The sequence below is a fragment of the Alcaligenes sp. LTN-3 genome, from assembly GCF_059735605.1.
The window spans coordinates 1,085,280-1,097,917 of record NZ_JCAPDN010000001.1; the positions used below are offsets into that span (position 1 = coordinate 1,085,280).

The 12,638-nt window shown below is 54.4% G+C and carries 10 protein-coding genes and 1 tRNA gene; 4 read left to right on the forward strand and 7 right to left on the reverse strand.

What is annotated here, in order from left to right; all coding sequences use genetic code 11:
- Position 1: 1 nt before the first annotated feature.
- Both ahbB and nirJ read left to right on the forward strand, forming a co-directional pair.
- Positions 2-499, forward strand: a complete 498-nt coding sequence (gene ahbB / locus AC6I6N_RS05150) for a siroheme decarboxylase subunit beta (protein ID WP_094197003.1) — start codon at positions 2-4, stop codon at positions 497-499.
- Positions 500-501: 2 nt separating this feature from the next.
- Complete coding sequence (gene nirJ, locus AC6I6N_RS05155) at positions 502-1,635, forward strand: heme d1 biosynthesis radical SAM protein NirJ (RefSeq protein WP_094197004.1); 1,134 nt, start codon at positions 502-504, stop codon at positions 1,633-1,635.
- 458 nt (positions 1,636-2,093) lie between these two features.
- Here nirJ and AC6I6N_RS05160 read toward each other — a convergent pair whose 3' ends face one another.
- Genes AC6I6N_RS05160 through AC6I6N_RS05170 form a run of 3 tightly spaced genes read right to left on the reverse strand, consistent with a single transcriptional unit; the run spans position 2,094 to position 5,040 of the window.
- Positions 2,094-3,074 carry a precorrin-2 dehydrogenase/sirohydrochlorin ferrochelatase family protein gene (locus AC6I6N_RS05160; protein ID WP_094197006.1) on the reverse strand — a complete coding sequence of 327 codons (981 nt, stop codon included), beginning with the start codon at positions 3,072-3,074 and terminating at the stop codon, positions 2,094-2,096.
- A 48-nt stretch (positions 3,075-3,122) separates the two neighbouring features.
- Positions 3,123-3,467: a c-type cytochrome gene (locus AC6I6N_RS05165; protein WP_094197007.1), complete on the reverse strand. Its 345-nt coding sequence runs from the start codon at positions 3,465-3,467 to the stop codon at positions 3,123-3,125.
- Positions 3,468-3,480: 13 nt separating this feature from the next.
- Complete coding sequence (locus tag AC6I6N_RS05170) at positions 3,481-5,040, reverse strand: nitrite reductase (RefSeq protein ID WP_230017873.1); 1,560 nt, start codon at positions 5,038-5,040, stop codon at positions 3,481-3,483.
- A 319-nt stretch (positions 5,041-5,359) separates the two neighbouring features.
- Between AC6I6N_RS05170 and pdxR the strand changes: the two genes are divergently transcribed.
- Entirely contained in the window at positions 5,360-6,832 is a 1,473-nt protein-coding gene (gene pdxR / locus AC6I6N_RS05175; RefSeq protein WP_094197009.1) for a MocR-like pyridoxine biosynthesis transcription factor PdxR, read from the forward strand.
- 13 nt (positions 6,833-6,845) lie between these two features.
- Here pdxR and AC6I6N_RS05180 read toward each other — a convergent pair whose 3' ends face one another.
- The 3 genes from AC6I6N_RS05180 to rnr all read right to left on the reverse strand — a co-directional run bounded on the left by AC6I6N_RS05180 (position 6,846) and on the right by rnr (position 11,533).
- Positions 6,846-8,081 (reverse strand): cystathionine gamma-synthase family protein, encoded by a 1,236-nt coding sequence (locus tag AC6I6N_RS05180; protein ID WP_094197010.1) that lies wholly within the window; start codon positions 8,079-8,081, stop codon positions 6,846-6,848.
- Positions 8,082-8,239: 158 nt separating this feature from the next.
- The gene (rlmB, locus tag AC6I6N_RS05185) at positions 8,240-8,986 is read right to left on the reverse strand and encodes a 23S rRNA (guanosine(2251)-2'-O)-methyltransferase RlmB (RefSeq protein ID WP_063690574.1); all 747 of its coding nucleotides are present in this window, start codon (positions 8,984-8,986) and stop codon (positions 8,240-8,242) included.
- 69 nt (positions 8,987-9,055) lie between these two features.
- Positions 9,056-11,533: a ribonuclease R gene (gene rnr, locus AC6I6N_RS05190; protein WP_108727621.1), complete on the reverse strand. Its 2,478-nt coding sequence runs from the start codon at positions 11,531-11,533 to the stop codon at positions 9,056-9,058.
- Positions 11,534-11,642: 109 nt separating this feature from the next.
- On the opposite strand from rnr, the gene AC6I6N_RS05195 reads away from it, so the two are divergent.
- Positions 11,643-11,727: transfer RNA gene (locus tag AC6I6N_RS05195), tRNA-Leu, on the forward strand.
- Between the two features lie 511 nt (positions 11,728-12,238).
- Here AC6I6N_RS05195 and AC6I6N_RS05200 read toward each other — a convergent pair.
- Positions 12,239-12,493 (reverse strand): heavy-metal-associated domain-containing protein, encoded by a 255-nt coding sequence (locus tag AC6I6N_RS05200; protein WP_094197012.1) that lies wholly within the window; start codon positions 12,491-12,493, stop codon positions 12,239-12,241.
- Positions 12,494-12,638: the final 145 nt, after the last annotated feature.

Sequence of the window (12,638 nt, forward strand, 5' to 3'; positions counted from 1 at the left end):
CATGGAGCATTTGAACCCTGCCTATACCGCACTGATACATGCTTCGCAGCAGGGGCTGGCTATAGAGCCGCAGCCTTACCTAAGGCTGGCGCAGGCGCTAGGCGTCTCCGAAGCCTATGTCATGAAGCAGTTTCAAACCATGTTGGACCAAGGTTTGATAAGACGGATTGCAGCCATCCCGAATCACTACGCCCTGGGCTATGTAGCCAATGGCATGTGCGTCTGGAATATTGCAGACGAGCGCCTGGACACCGTGGGTACATGGTTAGGTTCACAAGCTGGAGTCAGCCATTGTTATCGTCGCCCGCGTCGTCTGCCTGCGTGGCCATACAACCTGTTTGCCATGCTGCATGGCAAGGACCATGACACGGTCCGTGCCCAAGCAAAGAACATCAGCATGCACATCACGCAGCACTTTCCGGGTGTCTTGCACGATCACGACATTTTGTTTTCTACGGCCATTCTTAAAAAGACCGGCCTGCGTCTGCGGAGGCCTTGAGCATGTTCCGGATATCCCGTTTTATCGCTGCCCTGCACTCTCCTGTTGCCGCCACGCGTGCCAGCAAAGCCCCTGTGGTGATCTGGAATCTGATACGTCGTTGCAATCTCCATTGCAGCCACTGTTACTCTGCCTCCACCAACAAGGATTTTCCCGGCGAACTGAGCTACGAGCAGGCCTGCTCTGTCATGGACGATCTACATCAGTTCGGTGTGCGCGCCCTGATTCTGTCCGGCGGTGAACCCTTGCTGCGCAGAGACATTTACGACTTGGGTCGACGCGCAAAAACACTGGGTATGTACGTAGGGCTATCGTCCAACGGCACCCTGATTACTGAACAGAATATCGGCCAGATTGCCGACTGCGGCTTTGACTATGTCGGCATATCCCTAGATGGTTTGCAGGCCAGGCATGACCGGATTCGTGGTGAAAACGGAGCCTACGCTGCTTCCTTGCATGGTTTACGGCTGTGTCGCGAAAAACACTTGAAAGTGGGCCTGCGCTTTACTCTGACCCAGGAAAATGCGGCTGACCTCAATGGCCTGCTGGCAGTGATGGACCAGGAGCAAATCGACCGCTTTTATCTCTCTCATCTAAATTACGCGGGCCGAGGTCTTAGCAATCGCGCTTTGGCCAGCCATCACGCCGTCACCCGGCGGGCCATGGAACAACTTTTCACGACCTGCATGACGTATCAGAAAGCTGGAAAACCCAAGGAATTTACCTCAGGGAACAATGATGCCGATGGCGTTTTCTTCCTGCACTGGGTACGACGCCACTACCCAGATCAGGCTAAAAAAATTCTGACCATGTTGCGTCAATGGGGTGGAAACTCCTCCGGCCAAGGAATTGCGAACATTGATAACCGTGGCAATGTACACCCGGACACCATGTGGTGGCACTACAGCTTAGGCAATGTGCTGAAACAGCCTTTCTCAGAGATTTGGTCCAACAATCAAGATCCTTTGTTAGCGGGACTGCGCCAACGGCCAAGGCCTGTACAGGGACGCTGTGCGAGATGCGCCTACCTGGATATTTGCAATGGTAATACGCGCACCAGGGCAGAAAAAAGTACGGGCAATGTATGGGCAGAAGATCCGGGTTGCTATCTCAATAACCGGGAAATTACTGCCTGAGCCTGCCCAATCAAGAAGCCAGTCAAAGCCCTTTTCGCTGTACCCCAATCCCGAATCCCCTTCCCCGCCCGGCCACGAAACCATGCAAAGCAACTGTCCAGAACAGTAAAGCAGCACTGAGAGGCGAATACAGTCTCCAGACATAGCCAAGTTCGGATAAAAGTCTGGACGGAGACGGACCCGAACCCCGGATTTCCTGCATACTCTGTACCGGTACAAATACAAACACCGATGATGATGCTGCCGGTGCCAGTGCTGGTGCAGATGCCAATGCTGGTGCTGAAGCGGATGTGGATGTGGATGTGGATGTGGATGCTGGCAAAGTTCATCATTTCCAGGCCCATAAGCCTGCACAAACAAGAGACAAAAAAAGTGAGGCAAGAATTCTTGCCTCACTCAAGCAGCTCCATATAACGTAGCAAGCACACGCCACCTAGCTCTTCATCACTCCAACACTTCTAAGCCAGTTCACAGCTCAAGCCTTGCTGCTTTAACAGCTCAAGCAAAGGTTGCACATCCCACGAAGACTTCCAGGCAATGACGATACGCTCTCCTGGCGCCCATGAACGGCATAGCGGTGTCCAGAACGCCTGATTCAACAGGGTATCTTGCAAGACCACACCGGCCTGATCCAAGGCCATCAAACGGGCATCACGGCGTGCTTTTTCCAGAATCGCGGGCAGGATCAGAGGCAGGTACAAGACCCAGTCCGCCTGATTCAATTTTCGCAGGGCGCGCAGCGTCAACAAGTCCACGGCCTCCAAATCCGCGATAGGCAAAATGGTGACCTGAACATGCTGCTGGGGGGTCTGCTTCTGCAAGGCGTCATCAAAAGCTGCCAATGCTTCGGTGGACTTTCCTTGTGCCAGGAGGTCAGGAATATGGCCATCAAGCACGTAGTCAAAAAAATGACGGCGAGTATGCACCTCGGGAAAAGCTTGCTTGATATCAGCTCGACGACGAGCCAGCAGACCGGCCAAGTCCCCTACGGATTCAGGCAACTCGCTTTCTATCCACTCCCGAACCCGCCGCGCCAGCACAGGTGCAGACCCTGCCGAGGAAACCGCAATCATTAAAGGCGAACGGTCGATCATGGCAGGAACCTGCACGGTGGACAGTTGCCCGTCATCAACCACATTACAGGGCAGATGCAAGGCATCGGCCGCCTGAGCCACGATACGGTTTATTTCTCGTCGTCCGGTGGCCGCGATAACCAGCCAGGCCTCGCGAATATGCTCGGCGACAAAAGCAGTGAACAAGCTGCTTAGCGCCCCTGCTTGCGCGCTGGCCCGTAACCAGGGAGTCTGTTCCGGTGCAACCACCGTCACCCGCGCTCCTGCGCGTAACAAGAGCCGAACTTTACGTTCGGCAACCGAGCCGCCACCTACAACAACAACGGCTTTGCCAGTCAGATTGAAGAACAAGGGAAACACATTCATTGCAGGACATCCTTAAGGCGCCAGTAAAAACTGGCGCCCAGTTCACACTTACTTCAAGCTGGCAAAGTAGGCAGCCAGTTCATTCACCATTTCCGGGCTGAGCGGTTCAGCCATCGGGCTCATGATGGGATCGTTACGCTCTCGGGATTTGAACTGCTGCAGCTGCTTGACCAGATACTCCACCTTCTGCCCCGCCAAGTTGGGGTACATGCCTTCCGTACTGACACCTTCCAGACCATGACAAGAGGCACATAAAGGCAACATGGATGACGCCTGGGCCGACAGTTGTGACTGCCCATGCGAACCTTGTAAACCGGCGGGTTTATCCGCCGCCAACGCTGCACCTGAGCCTAAAAGACCAACCAGAGCCACACCCATAAAAAGCTGTTTCATGACATTCCTTTGCTTAGAATTTTTGGGTTTCAGGCTGACCGATGGTGAGCCAGCGAGTGCGAGCGCGAGAGAAAATACCCGATGGGCTTTCCATCTTGTGCTCGGCTACCAGCTCCAGGCTACGGCTGTCGTAGATTTTCAGACGGTCCCCCCAGTAACCCGAGCTGACGTACAAGTAATCTCCTGTGCGGTTGTAGTTAGGGAAGAAGGCATGGCCGCCCACATCCAGGGTTTTCGCCACCGACAAGGTGTTTTTGTCGATTAACTGAATCCAGGAAGCGCGCTTGTCCTTGTCAATAATGTCCACCGCCACATACGGTGCATTGGGATGTGCGGCAGGCGATTCGGTGGCCCCGGCTACCGGGATTTGTTTCACCACGGAAAAGTCCTTGGTATCCCAGGCCGTAACAACCGAACCCAGCTTGCAGCTGCCCATATTGGTACCGAAAGCCAGCATGCGACCATTCACTTCGGTAACCGCCCCCGAGCCTGCATGCGGTTGGCAGCCAGCTGGAATATCACGCACCACCTTGTCGTCCTTCAAGTCGATCGCCACATATTTGTTGTCATCGTAGGAAGCCACCATGGAGTAGCGACCATCAGGCGTCAGGAAAGTGTCATGCAACATGCGGCCCACCTTGGCCAGTTTGGTGACCGGCATGTCTGGCTTGTCCGGATCAATAATCCAGATCTGCCCGGCTTGGCGCAGCGTCAGTGCAAACTTGTTATTGATGCGGCTGCCAATGATGGGACCGCCGGCGGATTTGATGAAATTGCCATCCGGGTCCTCGCCCTCCAGAGCAAGATACTTCACCGGCTCCAGTGTGTCGGCTTTCAGGATGACCATGCTATTGGGCACAAAAGAACTCAGTGCCAACCACTTGCCATCTTTGGACAATGCAATACCGGTCCCCGTCAGGCCCACTTTGGCCTGCCGCACAATCTGCAAGGTGTACAGGTCAATTTTGTAGACGTGACCATCATCGCTTTTCAGGTAACCCCAACGCTCATGGCTGGGACTGAACTCCATGATATGTGGCGCACCAACCGTGGCGATTTCTCCTACCTTCTGATTGTTCTTGCCATTGATGAAAACGGCGCGTGCCTGATTAGAACCATCCCCCCGACCGTAGCGTCCCCGGGCCATGATGACCATCAAGTCGTAGACGGAGTCGATCTCGTAATTGGGCTTGCTGGGCAAGGTGGATTCGTCCACCAGTACTTTCACGCTGGCACGAATTTGATCCATGTCCCAACTGCGTTCCACCACGGGCTCGTTCTTGATCATCTTGGCCAGGGCACGAATATCCTCGTCGGGTAAACGTCCGACAAAAGGCGGCATCAAGGTATCCGGGATTCCAGTCATGATGGTGCCGCGCAAGGCAATCTCGCTTTGAACCAGGCGATCACTGTGCAAGCCCGGAGCAATATACCCTCCCCGGTCGGCTGCGTGACACACCGCACAGTTTTGCTGAAACAAGTTGTCTACCCGCACTTGCTCTTGCGTCGGTGCCGCCAGAGCCGCACTGACGCTGGTAGACAGGAAGGCCAGGGTCATCATTTTTCTATACATTCCATTACCTCCAACAATTGCCTTGCTAAAGGGCAAGACCATAACAACTATAACGATTGTTATTTTTTACTGAGAAGGTATGGATACAGATTACATAATGGGAATGGTTTTTTTATATCGTAATTACAATAAATTAAACACTCTTACTGAGATAAAAATATCCATGACAAAAGGCCAGTTGGCAGATCAAGAAGTCGGATAAATTTATCACGAACGAATCATCACTTTGAGCTAACTCAAGTTAAAACTAGAGGCTGCTGCCTATAGTGGCCCGGCTTGGCTCGCCCTTGATGGTTTTGATTATTTTTCCAGTCCCGCCATGTTTTCTTTACCGATTACGCTCTCTCATACCCATAGCCCACCGTATAAGCGACAAATTGCACGTCAAATTGAAACCCTGATCTGTTCGGGACGTTTGCAGGAAGGCAATCGCCTGCCCTCAATCAACCGTATGGCTTCTTTGCTGCAGGTTTCTAAAAACACGATCATGGGTGCCTATGATTTGCTAATCGACTCCAACCTGATTCATAGCGAACCCAGCCGGGGCTTTTTTGTCGCCACGCCCACCCGCAACGGGCGCAGTCGACTGGTGCCGGATTTTGTCATGGAGACGGCCCACTGTTCACGCAACCTGCGTACCAGCACGGCCCTGGCCAGCGGTGTTCATGTGCCCGCCGCCAGTGTGCCGGTTCGTTTTGATTTCAAGATTGGGCGCCCCTCGCTTCATGCCTTTCCGCTGCGCCAGTTCATTTACCTATCCAATCAACTATTGCGTTATGCAGGCACTGGTATGACGGACTATCCACCGCCTGAAGGTTTATGGGGTTTGCGGCTGCAAATTGCAGATTATCTGGCCGCCAGCAAAGGCATTTTGGCTGACCCGGACCACATCCTCATTACGGCAGGGACGCAGGAGTCCTTGAGCCTGATTGCGGCTCACTTTCTGGACGAAAACAGCTGTGCGGTGCACGAATCGCCTGGCTATAACGGCTTCAGGCATCTACTGGCACGCCATCGTACTCAGGGCATTCCCGTGCCTGTAGATCAACACGGCTTATGCACCGATCAATTGCCCAACAGGGCGGTCCAACTAGCCTTTGTCACGCCCTCCCATCAATACCCCTTGGGGCACACGCTGACAGTGCCGCGCAGGCAGGAGCTGCTGGCTTGGGCCAGCTCCAGCGGTGCTTTGATTATTGAGGACGACTACGACGGAGACTTCTGTTATGGCCCGGCCCTACCCGCGCCGCTCAAGGCCATGAGCCCCGGACAGGTAATTTACCTGGGTTCGTTCTCGAAAACATTGGGGCCTGGTTTGCGCTTGGGCTATATGGTCTGTCCACCCCATTTGAGCCAGGACTTTATTGCTCGCAAGGCCTTGCTCAACAATGGATCGCCCTGGTTAACACAAGCTATTCTGGCACGTTTTTTTGATGAGTATGACTATCCTCGGCACCTGCAGTATTTGCGTCGCCGTTACCTGGAGCAACGCAATACCCTGCTGCAGGGACTGAAAAAAGCATGGGGAAATACCGGAGTGGTCAGCGGACACAATGCTGGCATGCATCTGGCTTTCCGACTGCCTTCACAAGGCCCGGATGCCCATCACGTTGCTGCGGCAGCGCTTCGCTATGGCATACGCCTATACCCTTTGGCACAGGCCGCCAGCCAGGAAGCGGACGGCAGCGACCCACGCCATCTGCTATTTGGCTACGCGAATCTGGAGTGCAGCGAGTTACAACAAGCGATGCAGCATCTAGCCCTGATACAAGCCAGGCTGAACCATGGCTAGCTGTGCAAAGAACTTAAGACTGGGCCAGTGCCTGATCAAAGTCGGACGTCAGATCAATGATCTCTTCGATACCCACAGAGATACGCAACTGATTGTCGGAAATACCCATCAGGGCACGCTGCTCGGGCCCCATCTCGTAGTAGATGGTATGGGCAACGGGCAGCACCAGACTGCGGTTGTCACCCAGGTGCGTAGCCAGAACAAAGACTTTCAGACGATTCAGGAAGTCGAAAATTTCGATGCCCTCTTCCAGCACGACACTCATCAGGCCGCCGAAGCGATTGCCGAACAACTGAGCCGTACGCTCGTGTTGGGGGTGATCCTCCAGACCCGGATACTGCACGTGCTTCACCTTGGGGTGAGCCTTCAAATGGCGCGCCAAAGCCAGCGCATTGGAACAGATGCGCTCCATACGCAACGGCAAGGTTTCCGAGCCTACAGCCAAACGGTGGGCCACATCGGACGACAAGGTGCCGCCCATATCGCGCAAGCCCTTCTTACGGATCTGTACCAGGCCCCAGTTCTGCGTATTGCCATTGCGGTACACCTGGGCAATATTAGGATAGGTCGTCCAATCAAACAGACCTGTATCTGTCACCATGCCACCCAGAGCATTACCGTGGCCACCAATGTGCTTGGACAGCGAGTTGACCACCAAAGAGGCTTTGAACTCGCGGCCGGGCGACAGGTAAGGCGAGGACAAAGTGGCATCAACCACATACAACAAGCCCTCGTCCTGACACCATTGCCCCACCCCTTTCAAATCAGCCACCTGTGTGCCCGGATTGGCAATGGTTTCAAGAAACACCATGCGAGTATTGGGCTGACGCGCGGCTTGCACCTGGGCCACATCGGTTGCGTCTACCAGCGTGGTTTGAACACCCAGGTCGCGCAAGGTGCCCAACAGACTGTTGGTGTTACCGAACAGATATTTGCTGGCAATCAGGTGATCACCCTGGCGCAGCAAGGTAAACAGGGTCGCGGTCAATGCGGCCATACCGGTTGCAAAGCTGACGCTGCCCACCCCTTTTTCCATACGCGTAATCTTGGCTTCCAGCGCCGCCGTGGTGGGTGTGCCCTGACGAGAATAGGTAAAGCCGGATTTGCCCTGAAAGACTGCGGCCAGCTCACGCGCATCCTGAAAACCGAACTCGGTCGATGGGTGCAATGGCTGATGAATAGCGCCATACTGCGTACCCAAACGACGGTCAGAGTGCAAGGTAGAGGTAATAAAGCCGTTTTCTTCCATGATCGTTTCAAAGCCCATAATGCGTGTACACACCGTCAGCACCGATTGGGTTTTGCCCGGCTGACGGCCAATTACTTATTATCTGGTGAAGCGGCGAATGAAGCCCGCCGTTTTTTATACAAATAAGTAATTAAGTAAGTAACAAGACTTAAAAGAAATTAGGCCTGGCTACGTTGACGCAAGGTTTCGTACAGACAAACCGCACTGGCGACACTGACGTTCAAGCTTTCTACCGCACCCATCATGGGAATGGAAACCAGCTCGTCGCAGGTTTCACGGGTGAGACGGCGCATGCCCTCGCCCTCGGCCCCCATCACCCAGGCCATGGGGCGGCGGGCATCCACCTGGTGGAATGTGTGGGTGGCTTGATCACTGGTACCGACCAGCCAGACGTCGCGCTCACGCAGCATGCGCATGGTACGGGCCAAGTTCGTCACCGTAATGTAAGGTGTCGATTCGGCTGCACCGCAAGCCACGCGCGAGACCGTCGCGTTCAGACCCACGGCACGATCACGAGGCGCAATCACGGCATGCGCGCCGGCTGCGTTGGCACTACGCAGGCAGGCACCCAGGTTATGAGGGTCTGTGACCCCATCCAGAATCAGCAAAAAAGGAACCTGACCGGCCTCTTCCAGATCATCCAGCAATTCGTTGACATCAACGGCCAGCTCTTGCTCCAGAGCCAATGCCACCACACCCTGGTGACGTGTGCCTTTGGCCAGACCATCCAGACGCTCGACCGGCACGGCCATGACTTTCAAGCCTGCCTGCTCTACCTGTTCGATAAAGGCCAGCATCCGTTTGTCGCGCCGGGTCTGATCCACATAGACCTCGCGCACCGAAGCGGCGCTGAAACGAACTCGGGCAATAACGGCATGGAAACCGGCCAAAACCTGCTGAGGCATAACAATCCTTGGGGGAAATAAGAGCAAATAAAGAAAGCCGGGCAAAAAGCCCGGCTTGGCATTGTACGCCTATCGGCGTCGCCCTCTAGGGCTGCGCGTGGATTTGGCGGACTTGGCTGCCTTCTCCGTACTGCGTTTTTCATCCCGCTCGGCCTGCTTTTGAGAAGCTCGTCGCTGGGAGGCCGTGGTGCCCTTCAAGGCCAGCGGCTTGGTTGAAGCCGCTTTCTTGATGGGCCGCTCGGACGGATCAGACCCTTCGGCCGCCGCCTTCACCGCTTTGTAGCCCACGCCTTTAACCAGACGGAACTCAATACGGCGCGCCTCCAGATCAACACGGGCGACCTGCACTTGTACCGCATCGGTCAGACGATAGCGCAAACCAGTGCGCTCACCACGCAACTCGTTCGAGGTTTCGTTGTACTGGAAGTAATCTGCGCCCAGCTCCGAGACGTGAACCAGGCCCTCCACATACAAGGTATCCAACGTCACAAACAAACCAAAGCTGGTTACACCACTGATCTTGCCAGAGTATTCCTCGCCCACGTGCTCTTTGACAAACCAGCACTTGAGCCAGGCTTCCACATCTTTAGAGGCCTCATCAGCACGACGTTCGCGCGCCGACAACAAGGCACCCAGTTTTTCCCAGCGTGCAAAATCGCGCTTGCTGGCTGGCAAGGCGGCATCGCCCGGTTCTTCGGCAATCGCCGGAATGTAGCGCTGGCCTTTCAAAATACCCTTGATGACGCGGTGCACCAGCAAGTCCGGGTAACGGCGAATGGGCGAAGTGAAATGAGCGTATTGTGAATAAGCCAGACCAAAGTGACCCGTTTTTTCCGGGCTGTAAATAGCCTGCTGCATGGAACGCAAGCACATGGTCTGAATAATGGCGAAGTCGGAACGACCACGAGCGGCGGCCACCACTTTGGCGTAATCGGCAGAAGTCGGTTCGTCGCCCCCTTCCAGGGTCAGACCCAAGCTACGTAAATATTCGCGCAAGGCTTCCAGCTTGGGTGGCGTTGGGCCCTCATGCACACGGTACAAACCATTGCGACGGCTACGAGCAATGAAGTCGGCAGCGCAGGTGTTGGCTGCCAACATGCACTCTTCGATCAGCTTGTGGGCATCGTTACGAACCAGAGGTTCAATACGCTCGATGCGACCCAAGGGGTTACACACGATTTTGGTTTCAACCGTATCAAAATCAATGGCACCTCGTGCAGTGCGCTGCTCGGCCAACAAACGGTACAAGGAGTACAGGTTCTGCACAGGTTCGAGCACATGCTGAATCTGTGCGGCGGCCGGACCTGTAGGCTGCTGCAGGGCGCTCCAGATATCGGAATACGTGGTGCGCGCATGTGAGTGAATGACCGCTTCATAAAACTGATAGGCCGATACGGTGCCGGACTTGGGACCATCAGCCAAGACGACCATATCGCACACCATGACCAGACGGTCTACCGACGGGTTCAGAGAACAGATCCCGTTGGACAGGCTTTCTGGCAACATGGGGATCACACGGCGCGGGAAATACACGCTGGTACCCCGCTCCAGAGCGTCTTCATCCAAGGCATCGCCGGAGCGTACGTAATGGCTGACATCGGCAATCGCCACCAGCAATCGCCACGCCCAGCGCGAGCGTTTGCCCGTGCCAATATCAACGCGTTCGCAATACACCGCATCATCAAAGTCCCGTGCGTCTTCACCATCAATGGTGATGAAAGGGACATCGCGTAGATCAACGCGACCTTTGTATTCCGATGGCTTTACCTTGGCAGGAATACGGGCTGCCTGCTTGAGAGCCTTCTCGGAGAAATCGACCGGCACTTCAAACTTGCGCACCGCTATTTCGATTTCCATGCCGGGATCATCAATTTCCCCCAGCACTTCAATGACACGCCCCAAAGGCTGGCGATGGCGCTCGGGCTGCTGGGTGATCTCTACCGTGACGACCTGACCGGGCTCGGCCTCGCCCTGATCTCCACTTGGGATCAGGATGTCGTGCTTGATACGCTGATCTTCGGGCACCACGATAAACGTGCCACGCTCGCGCAAGAACCGGCCCACCAGCTTACTGGTATGACGCGCAGTAACTTCGACAATCGAGGCATCTGGTTTGCCACGGTATTCACCGACGATACGCACCATAACGTGGTCGCCGTGCAACACTTTGGCCATCTCTCGTGGCGACAAAAACAGATCAGGCTGCCCATCGTCGCGCTGCAAGAAACCAAAACCGTCGCGATGGCCCAACACTTTGCCTGCGATAAAGCCAGTTTGGCTGTTTTTACGAATTTTGCCTTCGGGGGAAATAAGCAGTTGCCCATCGCGCTCCATTGCGCGTACACGCCGCTCAAAACCCACCGTAATTTCTTTGCCCAGGCCCAGCTTTTTCGCCAGAGCCTGCATGGTCAGGCCGTCTGCATCCTCGCGCAGCCCCGCCAAGATCACTTCCCGCGTCGGGGTATCCGGGTCAAAGTCAGGCGGCAACTCATAACGGCCCGTTGATTGAATACGGTCCTCAGTACTGTCTTGATGTTTTTTATTCAAAAGGACACTTCCATTATTAATAAAGTATGCCTATAATCTTTTTTCTTTGCTGCTCACGCAGCGAAGTCGTTAAAAAGCTTTTGGCACAACCATAAGCATACAACGATATGCCCAGGTGGCGGAATTGGTAGACGCGCATGGTTCAGGTCCATGTGCCTTCGGGTGTGGAGGTTCGAGTCCTCTCCTGGGCACCACAAATTCCTAAAAAGCCGATCATCGCAAGATGGTCGGCTTTTTTCATTCTCGCCCAGAAAGTCAGGTGCTTGAGCACCTGACGTGAGGACGAGAAAGGTCGGGCATGCAAGCCCGACCGGGGTCGCGCCTGTGTGACCGAGTCCTCTTCTGGGCACCAAAATTCCGAAAGGCCGATCATTTCTCAATGATCGGCCTTTTGTAGTTTGCTGCTTCACCAATTCAATATCCTTCAGCATCAGTGCGACAAAGCCTGACTGCGTCAGAAAACGAGCAGCAATGCGACTCCTTTCCTGTTTGAACACAGCCATTTCCACATAAAGAATCATCACCACATAATCGGCTGCTTTCTTTACAAGCTTGTGAATGCATAGGCAAACAAGCACTGGCGGGACCAAGCTGAAACCCTCAGGGCACCACCCCATCACACCCGTGCCTGCCCCTGCTTCGTACAGCCATAAAAAAACCGACTGTGTTTCTACAATCGGTTTTCAACTCCAGGATGTAGTGAGTTTAACCGCCACAACCACCGCAACAAGCACCATCTTCACCATGCACAGGTTTGGCGATTTGATAGCCTGCCTGCTCAACGGCAGCATGGAGGTCTTCCAGCGAGACCTGGGTTTCATCAAAACGGACCGATGCCTTTGCATTTTCGAATGAGGCATCTGCCGCTTGCACGCCATCGATAGCCGCCAAGGCAATGGCTACTTTATCGGCACATTCAGGATGTCGCAGACCCGCCAGTTTCAGCATTCCAACTTGCATTTTCTATCCCTTTAACATGAGGTGAGGCAGTTGATGAAATCGCCACCGCCCATAAAGATATATATTAAATACATCTTATAAATACGGCAAGAGACAAGAAGCCACCATAGATAAAAAAGCTCAGCTTGCGGCTGACTGACAGCAA

What these genes read in the sequence shown, in the direction of transcription:
- AC6I6N_RS05165 (WP_094197007.1), bottom strand. Translation starts at nt 3,467, where the DNA reads ATGAAACAGCTTTTTATGGGTGTGGCTCTGGTTGGTCTTTTAGGCTCA.
- nirJ (WP_094197004.1), top strand. Translation starts at nt 502, where the DNA reads ATGTTCCGGATATCCCGTTTTATCGCTGCCCTGCACTCTCCTGTTGCC.
- pdxR (WP_094197009.1), top strand. Translation starts at nt 5,360, where the DNA reads ATGTTTTCTTTACCGATTACGCTCTCTCATACCCATAGCCCACCGTAT.
- rlmB (WP_063690574.1), bottom strand. Translation starts at nt 8,986, where the DNA reads ATGCCTCAGCAGGTTTTGGCCGGTTTCCATGCCGTTATTGCCCGAGTT.
- AC6I6N_RS05170 (WP_230017873.1), bottom strand. Translation starts at nt 5,040, where the DNA reads ATGTATAGAAAAATGATGACCCTGGCCTTCCTGTCTACCAGCGTCAGT.
- AC6I6N_RS05200 (WP_094197012.1), bottom strand. Translation starts at nt 12,493, where the DNA reads ATGCAAGTTGGAATGCTGAAACTGGCGGGTCTGCGACATCCTGAATGT.
- AC6I6N_RS05180 (WP_094197010.1), bottom strand. Translation starts at nt 8,081, where the DNA reads ATGGAAGAAAACGGCTTTATTACCTCTACCTTGCACTCTGACCGTCGT.
- ahbB (WP_094197003.1), top strand. Translation starts at nt 2, where the DNA reads ATGGAGCATTTGAACCCTGCCTATACCGCACTGATACATGCTTCGCAG.
- AC6I6N_RS05160 (WP_094197006.1), bottom strand. Translation starts at nt 3,074, where the DNA reads ATGAATGTGTTTCCCTTGTTCTTCAATCTGACTGGCAAAGCCGTTGTT.